We start from the raw sequence: 15433 nt of genomic DNA on the forward strand, positions 1-15433 counted from the left end.
AATTCACATATGAATTTGTGTCTCTCTTCTTATTGCTATGTTTAATCTGATACAAATTGTTAGTTCTTGTTTTAGGTAGAATGGGGAATTGTAGATTGTAACATTTTATATTTTCACTGCGTGACAGGCAATTCTACGACAAAGTTGGTTCCACGATTTTCAATACTGTTCACATGAATTAATCCACCATGTAAAGTTACAATAGCAGCCACTATTGATAGTCCCAGTCCTGTCCCTTCAACTGAACGCGTCCGTGCGGTATCTACTCGATAAAAGCGGTCAAAAATTCTTTCTTTCTCTTTATCATTCATTCCTATACCCGTATCTTCAAAGATTACCAATACCGATTTTCCTTGTTCTTCAATTGATATTTCAATCGTGCCGTTCGGTTTATTATATTTGATGGCGTTGGTTAACAGATTGTCCCAAACCGCATTTAGTAAGGACGGATCTCCGGTGATTTCTACATCCGGTAATGTAAACCCGAGTGTAATCCCTTTTTCACCTATTTGCCACTGATTGTTCCGTACTAATTCCTTAATCTGTTTACCGATATTAACTGTTTTTCTTTTCAAAATATCCTCATCGCGATCCAAAGAAGCGAGAAGCAATAATTGTTTCGTCAATGTAGAGAGTCTTTCAATTTCCGCATTGATAATTAAAATGTAATTACTTTTATCCTCAGGACTCGTTGAATCACTTTTTAATAGGTTTGTATATCCTTTAATATTGGATAGGGGTGACTGAATATCATGAGAAATGTTTGAAATAAACTCTTTTCTCATTGCATCTAATTGTTCCAGTCTGCTGGCCATTCGTAAAAAACTAAGTGAAAGTTCTCCTAATTCATCATGACGGGTAGTATCAAGATCAACATTGTAATTTCCGTTTGAGAGCGTTTTAGTTGCGGATGTAAGCTTTGAGATTGGATTAACTAAATATTTTGTAATAAAAATTACCATTATAATGCTCAGCATAATCGCCAAAGCTAGCAGCCACCCGAATAAAATATGCATTTCGTTAAATAGAAGCTTAATATCCGGTCTTAGAAAGAGGGCATACTTTTCCTCGTTATGTGTCAATGGAACACCAATCGTATTCTTTAATTCGTTCGCAAAAAATCCTGTTACAAATGTTTCCTGGGGGAAATTTGATATACCATGAAAAATATTGCCGTTAAGTACTTGTTCTTTAGTTGAATTGGACAAAGTATTATCCCTGAAAGGTGCACCAAAATAAAGTTCATTTCCTGAATTGTCAACGAGGAATAGTTGATATCCTATTGAAGATATATTTTCAAGATAATCTATAAGATTTAATTCAGGTTGATTACCGGTAAATTCAGCAATTTCCAATGCAATTTTAGTGTTTTTTTGGTCATTAAATGGTTTTAATTTTTGCTGATAATACGTATTCGAGATTAAAAAGGCAAATATACCACTAAAAATCATAATTCCAATGGTGAACACAACAAACTTTACATAAAGAGATTTCATTTGCGGGTTGCCTCCAATGAATAGCCAACCCCGCGCACAGTCTTAATATGAAAATCATCTGTCAATTTAGAAAAACGTTCCCTTAATCTTTTTACATGAACATCTACTGTCCTCTCATCTCCTTCAAAATCTATACCCCAAATGTGTTCTATTAGATGATCTCGAGAAAATACTTGCATAGAATTTTTAGCCAGGAAGTACAGCAGTTCAAATTCCTTTAAGGGTAACAGAATCGTCCGTTCTCCAAACTGAACCTCATAGCTTTTTTTATTTATAGTTGTATTACCTAAATGAATAACAGATTCATCGGATTGCTTATCATATCGTCGTAGTAAAGCTTCTATTCTAAATTGTAATTCTTTTGGTTCAAACGGCTTGACTAGATAATCATCTGTGCCTGATTTATATCCTTCTTCCTTATCTTCAATTTGATTCTTAGCTGTTAAAAGGATGACTGGAATATCATATTTTTTTCGAATTACCTTTGTTAGTGCATAACCATCCATAAAAGGCATCATCACATCGACTACTGCTAAATCACATCCTTCTCTTTTTAGAACTGCTAATGCTTGAGTCCCGTCTTTTGCTTGAACAACTTTGAATCCTGCCTCGGCTAAATGGATTTTTACAAGTTGTAATATATTGATGTCGTCATCTACAATTAGAATTGTTGTCATTCTTATACTCCTGTTTTAGAAAAATTTTTGTCTACTTTAAACCATCTCAAATGAACAGCCATGCAACATCCAGGCTGTTCATTAATATTCTGCTTAAATTGATCCTGCTTTAAAATTTGCACAATTTACTCTTCACTTTGCAAAACCATTCCATCACTCATTTTTATCACATGGTCTACAAATGAAAGTAATTCTTCATCATGGGTAACCATTAATGTAGCAATATTTAAAGTTTTAGTTAACTCTTGAATCAACAACATAACATCTCTAGACTTCCTTGAATCTAGGCTGGCTGTTGGTTCATCTGCGAAGAGAACTTTCGGTTTATGGATAATAGCTCGGGCAATGGCGATCCGTTGTTTTTCCCCCCCTGATAAAGAAGAGGGGTAGGCCTGTTTTCTATGATCCATTTCAACAAGTTGCAGAATGTTACGAACTTCTGCAATTTTTGATTGTTTGCTTAAGTTAGATTCAGAAACATCCAGCATCAAAATTAATTGCTCTTCAACTGTGAGAAAAGGAACAAGATGAGCAAACTGAAAGACAAACCCAAATTTACTGGCCCGTATTTTTCGAACCTGTTCAGAACTCATTGTAGTCATATTGTTTCCATCGAAAATAACTTGCCCATTTGATGCGGGTTGTAATCCAGCAGCTATAGTAAGGAGCGTACTTTTACCGGAACCTGATGCGCCTACTAATGCTGTTACCTCTCCCTCTTTAAGAGTAAGGTTAATTCCTCTAAGTATTTCTTCTTCTATTTCCCCCGTAATAAATGTTTTCCTTAAATCTTCAATTAAAAATATTGTCATATTAAGCCTCTCCTTGTTGTATTGCATGTAATGGTTCGATTTTTTTGATTTGTATTCCAGAGAGTGTAGCCCCGATAAAACCGATGAATAGGAAAACTAAAGATAGTTGTACGGTTGTTTCAAATGTTAAATGGAAAGGCATTCCTTCAGGTGCAATTATATTAAATACTTGGCTGAATGAAATGGACAATATAAGCGAAATTATCGTAATAAAAAGCATTTGTGTCCACATAATTTTGAATAGCCTGCTTGTTTTCATGCCAATTGCCTTTAAAATCCCATATAAACCGACTTTTTGAATATTCATCATGTAGAAAAAGATGGCAAACAACATGCCGCTAATTACAACTAAAAACCAGACAATCATATTTAAAGACATTTGTTCTGCATTATAGCTTGGAATTGTATTGAGAAAATCCTTGTTCGAAAAAGATTGTAGGCCCGTGAATTGTTCTGAAGATTCTCCACCTGGTATAAATAACAATTGCATTTCCATAACTCGATAGATTTCCTGATAATTTTTCATATTTATATATGCAACAGGGGCATGACTGAACTTCTTCTGATCAACAAAACCCTTAACTTTAAATTCACCGCTAAATTGATTATTCGTTAAGACATCTCCAACCTTTATCCCTTTATCCTCCATTGATTGGTCTAATATAATCTCCCCGGCCTCAACATTTTTAAATAGCTCTGAATTAGTGGACGTAACAAAGGCAACGCTATGTTGTTTGTCAGTTTCGCTATTTAAAAAACCCATTTGAATTGAGAATGCCACTGCATCTTTTTCTTTATTTATAATTTCATTCTGTATATCACTGTCTATTTTTGAAAGATTGTAAGTTTCATCTCCCTCTTTATTCATATAAAATTGACCTTCTGGCAAATTTTTGATTAACGAAGCGTTGTCTTGCGATAATCCATTCGCCAAACCCGATATTATAAAGGTCAATAAACTAACAAGAAAAATAATTGAACCTAAAATTAAAAATCTTACTTTGTTTTTCTTTATTTCTTTCCACGCAATATTCATTTGTAATTTCCTCCGATCTCTTCTTTACATCCATAGTTTATAGAGTGAATATGAACGGGAGATGAACAGTAAATTACATTTCGAGTTCATTCGAAATATTTACAAATGAACAGTACACAATTATTAGGCACTAGATTATTTAATTTGCAGAAAGTATCAGAATGAAAAAGTACCAGAGAATGGGGAAACAGCTGAATATAGTAGAGGGGACAGCGGTATTACAAACTCGGTTAAATCAACAGTCATATCAATACATGTTCTTACGAAGGAAAACCCGAGGTATAAAGGTATTTAGGGCAAATCTTTAATTTCTACGCACTTATTGATTTCTGAAAATTCCATACTTTGTTATAATATATTTTGTACATTAATAGAGATACAAAGGGAGTGCCTAAACTATGGAATACATCACACTTAATAATGGATTAAAAATGCCGATTGTTGGTACTGGTACTAATACGTATGGTAAAGAAAATAATGACTATACCGGTGAATTAAAAAATGATATTCCTGAACTTGTATCAGCACTTGAGCTGGGATATCGATCAATAGATGCAGCTATTAGTTATCGAAACGAAGCGCTTGTCGGGGGAATTTTAGCGGAAAGCACAGTGCCTCGAGAAGAGTTGTTCATTACGACAAAAGTTCCTGCAAGAGAAGAATATGTTTCTTCAAAGGAATCGACAAGAGCAGCAATCGACAATAGTCTAAAAAACTTTAAAACAGACTATTTGGATCTGCTTTTGATTCATGCTCCGATCGAAGACAAAGAACAGCTAAAAAATACTTGGGAAGTTTTTGAAGAATATTATGAGGCTGGCAAACTAAAAGCAATCGGCGTTTCGAACTTTAAGAAAAATCATCTGGATGAATTGAAAGAATTTGCGAAAGTGAAGCCGGCCGTTAATCAAATACAAATTAATTTAAAAGAAAAGAACAAAGAACTTCTTGATACATTACAAGAAGAGGGGATTACACCTGTAGCGTGGGGACCGATGAAAACAGAAGAACACCAAGATGAAGTTTTGGAGGAAATCGGTGAAGCGTATGGGAAATCCGGTGCTCAAGTTTTATTAAAATACCAAATCGGGCGCGGTGTGGTCGTTATCCCTAAATCACACAACCGTGAAAACCAAGCAGCTAATCTGGATCTTTTCGATTTTGAACTGACTGCAGCGGATGTGGAGAAAATTGAAAACCTTTAGTAAATTACTAAGATTTAATATATTTGAAACGGCGTCTCCTATTTTGGAGACGCTTGTTTGATATCTACCTTTGTTAATAGGCCACTTATCAAAATTAAACCACCAATAATAAACAGTCCAATAAGCAGTATGACCATTATGCCCATTCCTGCAAAGCCTTCTCCGGCAAAAATAGCGAAACAAATTCCAATTAGCCAGGAAACAAACGGGTTTAATCCAATCATGATCAAGATACCCCATACAATTCGCTTTCTTCTTATTGATTGACCTTTAGTTAAAGCTCGGCCAATCGCTGTGACAACAATAATAATTAATAGTGCGACTCCCATTGGCATTTCAACCCCTATTTTTTTCGCCTATACTATACGTATATAATTGGCGCCCTACAACATAAAAGATTACATATAGTGGTATTAACAGTTCATCTTGAAGTAACCAATCTTCTAAAGTATCCGGCTGGAATTGCAAATATACAATGATTTCATACAAAAATGTCGGTATGATAAAAATTGTGGTCACATTCAGCCATTTTGTTTTGTATGCCTTTTTTGCTTCATTATATAATAGCTCCCATATACCGAATACGAGTGTACAAATGAAAAGCAGCATCACTACCACATCGGTGGAAATCGGTGAAGCATTGCGTGGCTCCAGCCATTTAGTTATAAAGTGGGCGCTGATACACAGTGTAAAAGTTGTAAATATAATCGCTGCACAAAAGCGTATCCATTTATAATGCGGAAACAATACTTTTTTCATTTCTTTTTCAATGTGATGCGCTTCACCAAACGACTGCAAAGCTTGTTGAATGGCTTGCTGTTCGGAATAACCAACCATTCGTAATTCATCGATATGTTCTAAAATATGATTTTCAAATTCTTCTTTCATCGATACACGTTCTTCATCATTGATTGGCAAATTCGCTACAATTTTTTCAACATATTGCTTAACGACTTCCATACAATCCACCTGCCGTTCGTTTGATTAAACGGGTCAACTGCTCCCAACTCGATAACTTTTGCTTTAATTGTTCACGTCCCACATCCGTAATAGCATAGTATTTCCGACGTTTCCCGGAAGCCTCGTCTTGCCAATAACTCGTCACAAAACGCTGCTGTTCTAAACGCTTTAACGCCGGATATAACGTACCTTCATTCATAGAATAGGCTTCATCGCTCAATACCCGAAGCTGCTTTGTCATTTCATAGCCGTATCGATCCTGTTCTGCCAGTAGCGATAGCAGTAAAATATCGATACTCCCTTTCATCATTTCTTTTTCCACTATTTACAATCACCGCCTTTAAATACATATTAATCCAATGTACATCGTATTACAATGTATAAATCTAAATCATATGTAAATTGTTTAAGACAGAAGGGGAATTCTAGCAATTAAAGTGGTTGATGAAATATAACAGTAGTTTAAAATTACAAAAAAGTGGACTTTATGAACAATGGAATAAGTGCTGCTATTGTAGGACCAAGTCAGTGGAGGGGTTTTATGCTAGACAAAGTTTTTAGTTGGCCCATGATTGTGGCATATTTCGTCGTGTGGAATTTGTGGATTTTATTGCAAATGGCATTAGAAGTAGACAAGGCTTGGATTATCCTTAATCCATTGCATCTTGTTTTTGCTTTCAATATGATTTTTGGTATTACATATCAGATAAAATCTAAAAGATCGGATAAGATGAATGATTCACATTCAGAAATTAAATTGCCTCTATTTTGAATGAAATGGTGGCTGTTAAAGTAGGTGGCAATGTGTTGGCATTTTTGTAGAATATAGCAGGATAGCTGGAAATCCTTTTGGGTAAGTTACCTTTAAAAAGGAGTAACATCATTGAAGAAGCTAACCTTCATTGCTTATATATTAACGATTAGTCTTTCGTTTTTAATGGCGAATTCTGTAAATTCAAAGGCTGCGTATTCAGATAATGAGTATATAAATTCTTCAAATAAAGAAAAGGTTTTTAGTGAAACTGTAGATGAATTTTATAAAGCGATAAGAGAGCTGAAGTATCCGGTTCATCAGGAATATTATCAGAAGTATATCGAAATGCCAAAGCAAGAGCAAAGGCATCGGAATTTGGATACTAAACTTTTTAAAGATATGCCTGATGCATTTGTCAGTTTTAGAAAAAAGGTATTATTTAGTGAGGTAGAAGAATTTAACTACTTAATTTTTTATGGAAATAGTATTCGCCCTTATCCGGATATAGATATTAGCTACCATAAAGCTGTTAGTCCTGAAAGGCAGTTTTATTTCTTTTATTCCTTTAAAGACACCGAAAAAGAATTCAGGGGCAGATATGCAATTTATGATGTTGAAACAAAGGTAATATTAGCAGCAGGCAATACTTATATGCCTAAGTCTTCACCTAAATAGTATAAAAAACTGGGATGAGCCTTTGATTAATGAATAACCTCACATAATGAATAAGCACAACCCTTATAATTTTAAGAGCCGTGCTTTTTTAATTAGTTGAGTCTATTTGCTTTGTCGCTAAATTGAAAAATTTTTCGAGTTTTTCATAGACACGATCTTCATCTGCTTTAACTTTGTAAATACTTGGGAGAATGGATTCCCCTTCTATTATCATATATTTATAAATTGAAGTTCAGTTTAAACTATCATAACAATATGCTAATGTTAACAGGAGATTTATTACAATGAACGTTAAATGGAAATTTATGATAATAAGACGTATATATTAAAATAATAGAGGTTTTATAGATGAAATATTATGTGAGGCCTAATATGGACATTAAAATTAAAACAATTTGGGCTGTTTTAACGCTTTTATTTTGTGCATGGAGGTATTATTCTGCAAATGATGGTAGTAATTATGGGGGTAGATATTATTTAGGATCGCAAGGAATTGAGGACCGGTATTATGTAGTCGCATTGTTCATAGTAATCATACTGTTTGGCTTATATTTTTCATTAACTAGGTATGTAATATTAAAAAACGATGAAATAAAAATTAGTATAAGTATAGCAAGTCATACTATTAAAATAACTGATATTACGAAAATACATGTGAAGGGTAAAAATATTTTCATTACTTTTGATGAGGGTGGTTTATCAGAAGAATTATGTTTACGTCCAAAGAACTTTAAACTGTTTTTACAAGAACTTTACGAAAAAGCACCGCATTTAAGATAATTTTTATAGTTTACGTTTATTTGTTAATAGAAAGGAAGTCATCCAATGTCAAAAGGACATATTCATCATATTGAACTATACGTTTCTGATTTAAAAAGTTCCATCAATTTTTGGGGGTGGTTTTTAGAAGAATTGGGATATGAACCTTTTCAATCGTGGGAAAGCGGACATAGTTGGAAACTCGGAGCTACATATATTGTATTCGTTCAAGCTGAAGAACGGTTTTTGGATGTACCTTACCATAGAAGTCGTGTTGGCCTAAACCATTTGGCTTTCCATGCAAGCTCCCGTCAAGAGGTAGATGATATGACGAGAAAGTTAGAAGGGAATGGTGTTAAGATCCTTTATACGGATAAACATCCCTATGCAGGAGGGGAAAATTATTACGCTGTATTTTTTGAAGATCCAGATAGAATTAAGGTTGAATTGGTAGCACCATGACCTTTCCAGTTTTTATGTTTTTTAACTTCTTTAAAATTAAAAACGGAATACCTGCTGAATTGTAGGTGTTCCGTTTTTCGCATATTCTTCTTAAAAGAATCTATTCCTTCCGCATAATAAAGCTCAAATGTCTGCCTGTTGAGCGGTCCTGGCGATGGGAAAATCCATCATCGTCTATAAATGTGCACATACGGTCAATCGTAATATTTTCTTCAGGTACACCTGCAAGCATGCACTGTTTTTTCACGGTTAACTGGTTGTCGATATGGAATTTGTTTGTTTGATCATTCCAGTACATAAATTCGTCTGCATAACCGAGTGCTTTAAATTTTTCCTGCACATCGGCATCCACTTCGAATTTTTCCTGGCTGATTGCAGGCCCGATCATTACTTTCAAATCACTTAAATCACAATTTTCCTCTTGCTGTAAATGCTGCAGCAACTTCAATGTAATTTCTTTAATCGTCCCTTGCCACCCGGAGTGAATAGCCCCGATGACATTTGTTTTTTCATTATAAAATAAGACCGGTACACAATCTGCGGTAAAGCTTGAGACCACGACATTCGGTTCGTACGTATACAGTGCGTCGGTATCGGGAACAGCGGTTGTGTTGTCGGTAGCTCCTTTGCCGATTTCGGATTTTTCCACACGGAAGAAGTTTGCGCTATGTGTTTGATTGGCGCATACAAACCCGGATAAATCAGTTTGCAGCAGTGAGGCAAGCTGTTGGCGGTTTTCGATAATATCCGCTTCGTTTTTGCAAACATGTAGTGCCATATTATTGTCCTCGGCAAATGCTGAATCTTTCAATGTTATGCCCAGTACACGTTTTTCATTATTTTCATAAAATTTTATCTTCATTTTATCACCCCCTGTACTATACCCGTAAAAGCAAATTTTGTATAGGCAAATGGTGTTTGGTATAATGATGAAAAATAGGGGGAATGTGATGAAGAGTTGGCAAATCATTTTAACGGGTTTTTTACCTTATGTCATGGCGGTCATTGTCTTTATCGCATTTTCATTGCCTTATGTAAATCAAATGATTACATTTGGAACGGCCGCGTCCATCATTATTTATGTTTTGCCGATTTATTTTTTTGTCGTAATTCCCTGGTATTATGTGCTGTACATCATGCGTAAAAATTACAGCAAACGGGCACTTTACTTAACAAGCTTTATTTTTTGTTTTCTGCAGCCAATCGTATTCGGATACTTTATGAAAGCACCGGTCGTCAGCGCGTATTTTTTATTTTTTGTATCACCACCGTTTATAGTTGGCATAATGGTTAGTACATTGTGTATTAACTGGTTCTACAAAGAAGATTTGAAGCAAACGACAAATGGAAGGGGAGAGCCGATTGGAATTGACGATTGAATGGCAATACATTACAAAAGCAAAGCAGGAAATAACATGGCGAAGTGAGGCAATTCCTGCAGCGCATGCCTATACGCTTGTACTGGATATGGAAAATACGGGTCGCACAAAAAAAATTGTGATGACGGATGAACATGACAGTACATGGACATTAAAAGAGCTGAAAAAATATTTAAAATCACTTGAAACAGAACCTACCGAAGTGGAAGTATATTTTGATGGCGGTTTTAATAGAGAAGAAAAGCTGGCCGGTTTAGGGATTGTCGTCTATTATAAACAGAATGGCAAAAACTATCGCCTGCGGACGAACCAGCTGGCGGAGTATTTAACATCAAACAATGAAGCGGAATATGCGGCATTAAATCTTGCGGTTGAACAGCTAGAGGAAATGGGTGTCCATCATCAAAAAATAAAGGTTTACGGCGATTCGCAAGTCGTCATTAATGAAATGAACGGCGAATGGGCAGTAACCGATAGTGTTCTCACAACATGGGCCGATAAAATCGATGCAAAGCTCCAAAAACTTGGCATTCGACCGGAGTATCAATATATTGACCGCAAATTAAACGGTGAAGCGGATCAGCTTGCTAATCAGGCACTACAGGAAGTAGAAATATACGCGGATATTGATATACGAAAAAGTAAGAAAAGATAGATGAAGGGGGATCTTTATGATTCGTTCTGTTGGCACAGGGAGTTCAAGTTTAAATAATCAGACACGTCCCCAAAATTTACAGCAACTAACTACAGCCTTTCCGAAAATCGGAGAAGAACAAGGTGTCGCACGAGAGCAGGAAAAGCTCCGAACAGGTGAGGCCGAAAGAGGACCAATCATGGTTGGAGTCAAACCGAAAGCACAGCTGAAATCCATCTTTGATGAACCAAATGGTGTCGTGAAGCTGAATGCGGACGGCGACAAGTTGGAAGTCAGCAAGCGAGCGATTTTACTCGCAAAAGAAGTACTCTATACTTAAATAAAAAAGCTCCGCCGGGGATATTTCGGCGGAGCTTTCGTTTTAGATTTTATTGTTGTTTTTCAAATGCTCGTTCACCAGCAATACCTGGTTGCGTTAATTCAAATGGATTTAAAATAATATCCAGCTGCTCAAGCGTGAAATAGTTGTACATTAAGCAAAGTTCGCGTACAGATTTGCCGCTATGCAGAGCTTCACGTGCAATTTGACTTGATCGTTCATAGCCTAAATGTGGTGCCAGTGCTGTAATAACACCGATTGAACGCTCTACAAAATCATGTAGACGCGCTTCATTTGCTTCGATATGATCCAGGCAGTATTTTGTAAATACTGTAAAGCCGTTTGTCATAATTTCGATTGACTGAAGCAGATTAAATACTAGAACTGGTTCCATTACATTCAGCTCAAATTGTCCTGCTTCTGAAGCAAGTGAGATTGTTACATCGTTACCGATTACTTGGAATGCGATTTGGTTGATGACTTCAGGCATAACCGGATTTACTTTACCCGGCATAATAGAAGAACCTGGTTGACGTTCAGGTAAGCGAATTTCTGCAAATCCGGCTTTTGGACCTGAAGCCATTAAGCGTAAGTCATTACAGATTTTCGACATATTCATCATGGCGATTTTTAACATTGATGATACTTCAGCGTACGTATCGGTGTTTTGTGTACCATCGATTAAATTGTCTACTTTTATGAACGGGAAACCACTGTAAGTCGCGATGTTTTCTACTGCCAATTTCATATATTCAGGGTCCGCATTCAGACCTGTCCCGATTGCAGTTGCTCCGATATTGATTTGCAGCATTGTTTGCTGCGCTTTTTTAATTCGAGCAATGTCACGAGAAACAACGGCAGCGTATGCACCGAATTCTTGGCCTAAACGAACTGGTACAGCATCTTGTAAATGCGTACGACCCATTTTAACGATTGAATCGAATTCTACTGATTTTCTGATAAAGCTGTCACGCATCATTTCCATCGCCATAATTAAATTATTTAGAGTAGAAACTGTAGCAATATGAATAGCTGATGGGAATGCATCATTTGTTGATTGCGCCATATTGACATGGCTGTTAGGACTAATGATTGAATAAGTACCTTTTTCTTCCCCTAAAATTTCCAGTGCGCGGTTTGCGATTACTTCATTGGCATTCATGTTCATTGAAGTGCCTGCTCCGCCCTGAATTGGATCTACAACGAACTGGTCATGTAATAGTCCTGAAATAATATCTTCTGATGCTTGTGCAATTGCATTAGCAATTACTGGGTCCAATTTGCCGATAGCGGCATTTGCAAGTGCCGAACTTTTCTTTACGATGGCAAATGCACGAATTAATTCAGGGTGCATTGTCATTTTAGTAATCGGGAAATTTTCTAATGCACGAGTTGTTTGAACGCCGTAATAAACGTCCTTTGGAATTTCTAATGTGCCTAAAAAGTCTTTTTCAATACGTGTACTCATTTGTACAAACCCTCCAAGAGAATGGTGTAATAGTTAGATAAACAACTACATTATACGCCATATTATAATAAAAGCTTACTTGCTGAATTATTAGTTTATTTAACGTTCTCACGTAAGTTTAAATTAACCAATATTAACAAATATAATGAGGAAAATTTGTAACTTCTTGATTTTTTATACGACTAATTAGGAAAGGGATGAGGTGATTGTCAATGAAGAGGTGGATAAGTTACATGTTGGTCGTGGGAATAATTCTGCTCCTTACAGCATGTAATACGAAAGAAAAAGAAACATCATCCGATTCAACTGAACCTGTGAAGGAAGTCAATGATGAAAATAAAGTGGAATATGAATTACTGTTTCATTTAGATTCAATCCCTCCTGAGGTCGGTACAAGTATTTCAATCGTGCAGGATGAAAAGCTTTATACTACTTGGGCCGATATTTTTGGTTTTGATTCGGTTCCATCTGTTGATTTTGAAACAGAGGAAGTACTGTTTGTCACAGGATATTCGGATGGCTGTGGAAGAGAAATTGAAAAAATCGAAAAAGATGGGGATACTTTAGTCATTACCTTAAACTATCCTGAAGATATTCGCAGCGAGAAAGACATCGCTTGCACAGAAATTGCTTTGGACAATACGTATGTCGTCAAAATGAAAAAGACAGACACAACAAAAGGTAAGCTGATCGATATCAATCGAATAACATATGAAGAAGATTCAACAGTTCAGGAAAAATTGCAGTAAACGAATACAGTAATACGAGGGGCTACCAATTCCTCTATATAAATATTACACTGAAAATATTGAATTTTCGGTGTAATATTTTTTTGGTCATAAATTTTCTGTAAGAAGAAAACATTATGTTGGGAATAAGGATAAATTGCTATTTACATAATAAACGGTTCCGATTGTCCATTGTAAGACGGGCAAAAAATTGGTAGTATTATTTTCGTACAATAATAGTATTGAACGCGAACTATAGGAAACTGGAAGATGCCAGGGACCAATAGGCAACTAATTGCATACATATCAAGCGTAGATCGTCGTGGATAAAACTACTGACGGGAGCAGTTTCTGGAGAGAGCGCGATAATCCGCGTCGCCGAAGGGTTCACAATCTCAGGCAAAAGGACAGAAGAGTAATGAGAGACGCTTTTTTTACATTAGGTGTATGAAACATCCATTGTTTAATGAAAAGCCCTCGATAGATGTCACAGATTTTATAAAATCTGGACGCGATTTTGCAGAGGCGAAATCGATTATTCTTAGACACAGGGACTGACATATTATCAGTCCCTGTTTTAATTCCAGAAAAATTTACTTGATGGACCGCGATGAAGTACTTATTATTTTGCGCTGTGTAAACAGACAAAATACTTATCCTTTGGAGGAATCGTTTTGGAACAACAAGAATTAAAGCGCGACCTGAAAAATCGCCACGTTCAGTTAATAGCGATTGGAGGAACAATCGGAACGGGGTTGTTTTTAGGGTCAGGTAAAGCGATCTCACTTGCAGGACCTTCTATTATCTTTGCATATTTAATCGTTGGAATCGCACTATTTTTCGTCATGCGTGCACTTGGCGAATTGCTTTTATCAAAAGGCGGCTATGCATCATTTACCGAATTCGCCACTGAATACTTAGGGGATTGGGCAGGCTATATTACCGGCTGGACTTACTGGTTCTGCTGGATTATGACGGCAATGGCAGACATTATCGCTGTCGGTATGTACACGCAGTACTGGTTCGACATCCCGCAATGGGTGCCGGCTATCGCATGTTTAGTTGTTTTACTTATTTTGAATTTATTGACGGTCAAACTGTTCGGAGAGCTGGAGTTTTGGTTTGCGTTAATTAAAATCATCACAATTGTTGCGTTGATTGCAATAGGCATTGTATTGTTGATCATTGGTTTTGAAACAGATACAGGCAAAGTGGCTGTATCGAATTTATGGGAGCATGGCGGATTATTCCCAAATGGTACATTTGGATTTTTAATGGCGTTCCAAATGGTTGTCTTTGCATTCGTTGGTGTTGAATTAGTAGGGGTAGCTGCTGCTGAAACGGCAAACCCGCAAAAGAATATCCCATCTGCTATCAATAAAATTCCCGTTCGTATACTGCTGTTTTATGTAGGGGCATTATTCGTAATTTTAACAATCAATCCTTGGGATACTTTAAGCGCAGCAAGCTCGCCATTCGTTCAGGTTTTCGCATTGGTAGGTATTCCGATTGCAGCAGGTTTAATTAACTTCGTTGTGCTGACATCAGCTGCTTCTGCTGGAAATAGCGGGATGTTCTCAACGAGCCGCATGCTGTTCAGTTTAAGTAATAATAAACAAGCACCGAAAGCTTACGGTAAATTAAACAAAAATGCGGTACCGCAAAATGGCCTTTTATTTTCTGCGGTCGTAGTATCGATCGGTGCATTGCTAAGCTATTTCATGCCGGACGATGCATTCAGTATCGTGACAACAATTAGTGCGATTTGTTTTATTTGGGTTTGGAGCATTATTCTGATTTCGCATATTATTTACAAAAAGCGTCATCCGGATTTACATAAAACTTCAATTTTCAAAGCACCTTTAACACCATTCATCAATTATTTAATATTGGCATTCTTCCTGTTTTTACTAGTTATTATGGGCATTTCCGAGTTTACGAGAACTTCACTGCTGTTAACACCGTTATGGTTTATACTGCTGTTTATTCTTTATAAAGTTCGGAAAAAATAATTAGGCAAATCCAAAATTTATAAAAAACGGAAAACA

19 protein-coding genes and 1 riboswitch are annotated in these 15433 nt (G+C 36.3%); of the genes, 10 read left to right on the forward strand and 9 right to left on the reverse strand.

Going from position 1 to position 15433, the window contains the following annotated elements; translation table 11 throughout:
- Positions 1–113: 113 nt before the first annotated feature.
- The 4 genes from B5473_RS14515 to B5473_RS14530 all read right to left on the reverse strand — a co-directional run bounded on the left by B5473_RS14515 (position 114) and on the right by B5473_RS14530 (position 4021).
- Entirely contained in the window at positions 114–1496 is a 1383-nt protein-coding gene (locus B5473_RS14515; protein ID WP_079526372.1) for a sensor histidine kinase, read from the reverse strand.
- Positions 1493–2173, reverse strand: coding sequence for a response regulator transcription factor (locus B5473_RS14520; RefSeq protein WP_079526375.1), 681 nt, complete (start codon positions 2171–2173; stop codon positions 1493–1495). The genes B5473_RS14515 and B5473_RS14520 overlap by 4 nt, the downstream gene beginning before the upstream one ends.
- 125 nt (positions 2174–2298) lie before the next feature.
- Positions 2299–2985, reverse strand: a complete 687-nt coding sequence (locus B5473_RS14525) for an ABC transporter ATP-binding protein (RefSeq protein ID WP_079526377.1) — start codon at positions 2983–2985, stop codon at positions 2299–2301.
- Position 2986: 1 nt separating this feature from the next.
- On the reverse strand, positions 2987–4021 hold the full coding sequence (locus tag B5473_RS14530; RefSeq protein WP_079526379.1) for an FtsX-like permease family protein: 1035 nt from the start codon (positions 4019–4021) through the stop codon (positions 2987–2989).
- A gap of 398 nt (positions 4022–4419) precedes the next feature.
- On the opposite strand from B5473_RS14530, the gene B5473_RS14535 reads away from it, so the two are divergent.
- Positions 4420–5226, forward strand: coding sequence for an aldo/keto reductase (locus B5473_RS14535; protein ID WP_079526381.1), 807 nt, complete (start codon positions 4420–4422; stop codon positions 5224–5226).
- Between the two features lie 38 nt (positions 5227–5264).
- On the opposite strand, the gene B5473_RS14540 is transcribed toward B5473_RS14535, so the two are convergent.
- The 3 genes from B5473_RS14540 to B5473_RS14550 are packed head-to-tail and all read right to left on the reverse strand — an operon-like array spanning position 5265 to position 6508.
- Positions 5265–5555: a hypothetical protein gene (locus B5473_RS14540; protein ID WP_139377742.1), complete on the reverse strand. Its 291-nt coding sequence runs from the start codon at positions 5553–5555 to the stop codon at positions 5265–5267.
- Between the two features lie 7 nt (positions 5556–5562).
- A complete protein-coding gene (locus B5473_RS14545; protein ID WP_079526386.1) occupies positions 5563–6186 on the reverse strand; it encodes a permease prefix domain 1-containing protein in 624 nt (207 codons plus the stop codon).
- A complete protein-coding gene (locus tag B5473_RS14550; RefSeq protein ID WP_079526388.1) occupies positions 6173–6508 on the reverse strand; it encodes a PadR family transcriptional regulator in 336 nt (111 codons plus the stop codon). Before B5473_RS14550 ends, B5473_RS14545 begins: the two co-directional genes overlap by 14 nt.
- 219 nt (positions 6509–6727) lie before the next feature.
- On the opposite strand from B5473_RS14550, the gene B5473_RS20700 reads away from it, so the two are divergent.
- The 4 genes from B5473_RS20700 (at position 6728) to B5473_RS14570 (ending at position 8836) form a co-directional block, all read left to right on the forward strand.
- On the forward strand, positions 6728–6958 hold the full coding sequence (locus tag B5473_RS20700) for a hypothetical protein (protein WP_176142083.1): 231 nt from the start codon (positions 6728–6730) through the stop codon (positions 6956–6958).
- 111 nt (positions 6959–7069) lie between these two features.
- Entirely contained in the window at positions 7070–7615 is a 546-nt protein-coding gene (locus tag B5473_RS14560; RefSeq protein ID WP_079526393.1) for a hypothetical protein, read from the forward strand.
- 372 nt (positions 7616–7987) lie between these two features.
- Entirely contained in the window at positions 7988–8395 is a 408-nt protein-coding gene (locus tag B5473_RS14565; RefSeq protein ID WP_139377743.1) for an EbsA family protein, read from the forward strand.
- A gap of 45 nt (positions 8396–8440) precedes the next feature.
- On the forward strand, positions 8441–8836 hold the full coding sequence (locus B5473_RS14570; RefSeq protein ID WP_079526397.1) for a VOC family protein: 396 nt from the start codon (positions 8441–8443) through the stop codon (positions 8834–8836).
- A 100-nt stretch (positions 8837–8936) separates the two neighbouring features.
- Here the strand turns inward: B5473_RS14570 and pgeF are convergent, their stop codons facing one another.
- Positions 8937–9698, reverse strand: a complete 762-nt coding sequence (gene pgeF, locus B5473_RS14575; protein WP_079526400.1) for a peptidoglycan editing factor PgeF — start codon at positions 9696–9698, stop codon at positions 8937–8939.
- A gap of 88 nt (positions 9699–9786) precedes the next feature.
- On the opposite strand from pgeF, the gene B5473_RS14580 reads away from it, so the two are divergent.
- Genes B5473_RS14580 through B5473_RS14590 form a run of 3 tightly spaced genes read left to right on the forward strand, consistent with a single transcriptional unit; the run spans position 9787 to position 11189 of the window.
- Positions 9787–10215 (forward strand): ATPase, encoded by a 429-nt coding sequence (locus tag B5473_RS14580; protein WP_079526402.1) that lies wholly within the window; start codon positions 9787–9789, stop codon positions 10213–10215.
- Positions 10199–10870, forward strand: a complete 672-nt coding sequence (locus tag B5473_RS14585) for a DUF771 domain-containing protein (RefSeq protein ID WP_079526404.1) — start codon at positions 10199–10201, stop codon at positions 10868–10870. The genes B5473_RS14580 and B5473_RS14585 overlap by 17 nt, the downstream gene beginning before the upstream one ends.
- A 16-nt stretch (positions 10871–10886) precedes the next feature.
- Entirely contained in the window at positions 10887–11189 is a 303-nt protein-coding gene (locus B5473_RS14590; protein WP_079526406.1) for a DNA primase, read from the forward strand.
- A 49-nt stretch (positions 11190–11238) separates the two neighbouring features.
- On the opposite strand, the gene aspA is transcribed toward B5473_RS14590, so the two are convergent.
- Positions 11239–12657 (reverse strand): aspartate ammonia-lyase, encoded by a 1419-nt coding sequence (gene aspA, locus B5473_RS14595; RefSeq protein ID WP_079526408.1) that lies wholly within the window; start codon positions 12655–12657, stop codon positions 11239–11241.
- Positions 12658–12890: 233 nt separating this feature from the next.
- Between aspA and B5473_RS14600 the strand changes: the two genes are divergently transcribed.
- Both B5473_RS14600 and B5473_RS14605 read left to right on the forward strand, forming a co-directional pair.
- Positions 12891–13406, forward strand: coding sequence for a dehydrogenase (locus B5473_RS14600; protein WP_254865329.1), 516 nt, complete (start codon positions 12891–12893; stop codon positions 13404–13406).
- A gap of 320 nt (positions 13407–13726) precedes the next feature.
- Positions 13727–13806: riboswitch (glycine riboswitch) on the forward strand.
- Between the two features lie 253 nt (positions 13807–14059).
- Entirely contained in the window at positions 14060–15397 is a 1338-nt protein-coding gene (locus B5473_RS14605) for an amino acid permease (RefSeq protein WP_079526413.1), read from the forward strand.
- Positions 15398–15433: the final 36 nt, after the last annotated feature.

The organism is Solibacillus isronensis (genome assembly GCF_900168685.1).
Classification (GTDB): domain Bacteria; phylum Bacillota; class Bacilli; order Bacillales_A; family Planococcaceae; genus Solibacillus; species Solibacillus isronensis_A.

Bases quoted from the DNA above. Each gene is read 5' to 3' on its own strand.
- B5473_RS14545 (WP_079526386.1), bottom strand. From the start codon at position 6,186: ATGGAAGTCGTTAAGCAATATGTTGAAAAAATTGTAGCGAATTTGCCA.
- B5473_RS14600 (WP_254865329.1), top strand. From the start codon at position 12,891: ATGTTGGTCGTGGGAATAATTCTGCTCCTTACAGCATGTAATACGAAA.
- aspA (WP_079526408.1), bottom strand. From the start codon at position 12,657: ATGAGTACACGTATTGAAAAAGACTTTTTAGGCACATTAGAAATTCCA.
- B5473_RS14565 (WP_139377743.1), top strand. From the start codon at position 7,988: ATGGACATTAAAATTAAAACAATTTGGGCTGTTTTAACGCTTTTATTT.
- B5473_RS14525 (WP_079526377.1), bottom strand. From the start codon at position 2,985: ATGACAATATTTTTAATTGAAGATTTAAGGAAAACATTTATTACGGGG.
- B5473_RS14515 (WP_079526372.1), bottom strand. From the start codon at position 1,496: ATGAAATCTCTTTATGTAAAGTTTGTTGTGTTCACCATTGGAATTATG.
- B5473_RS14580 (WP_079526402.1), top strand. From the start codon at position 9,787: ATGAAGAGTTGGCAAATCATTTTAACGGGTTTTTTACCTTATGTCATG.
- B5473_RS14520 (WP_079526375.1), bottom strand. From the start codon at position 2,173: ATGACAACAATTCTAATTGTAGATGACGACATCAATATATTACAACTT.
- B5473_RS14535 (WP_079526381.1), top strand. From the start codon at position 4,420: ATGGAATACATCACACTTAATAATGGATTAAAAATGCCGATTGTTGGT.
- B5473_RS14530 (WP_079526379.1), bottom strand. From the start codon at position 4,021: ATGAATATTGCGTGGAAAGAAATAAAGAAAAACAAAGTAAGATTTTTA.
- pgeF (WP_079526400.1), bottom strand. From the start codon at position 9,698: ATGAAGATAAAATTTTATGAAAATAATGAAAAACGTGTACTGGGCATA.
- B5473_RS20700 (WP_176142083.1), top strand. From the start codon at position 6,728: ATGCTAGACAAAGTTTTTAGTTGGCCCATGATTGTGGCATATTTCGTC.
- B5473_RS14590 (WP_079526406.1), top strand. From the start codon at position 10,887: ATGATTCGTTCTGTTGGCACAGGGAGTTCAAGTTTAAATAATCAGACA.
- B5473_RS14570 (WP_079526397.1), top strand. From the start codon at position 8,441: ATGTCAAAAGGACATATTCATCATATTGAACTATACGTTTCTGATTTA.
- B5473_RS14540 (WP_139377742.1), bottom strand. From the start codon at position 5,555: ATGGGAGTCGCACTATTAATTATTATTGTTGTCACAGCGATTGGCCGA.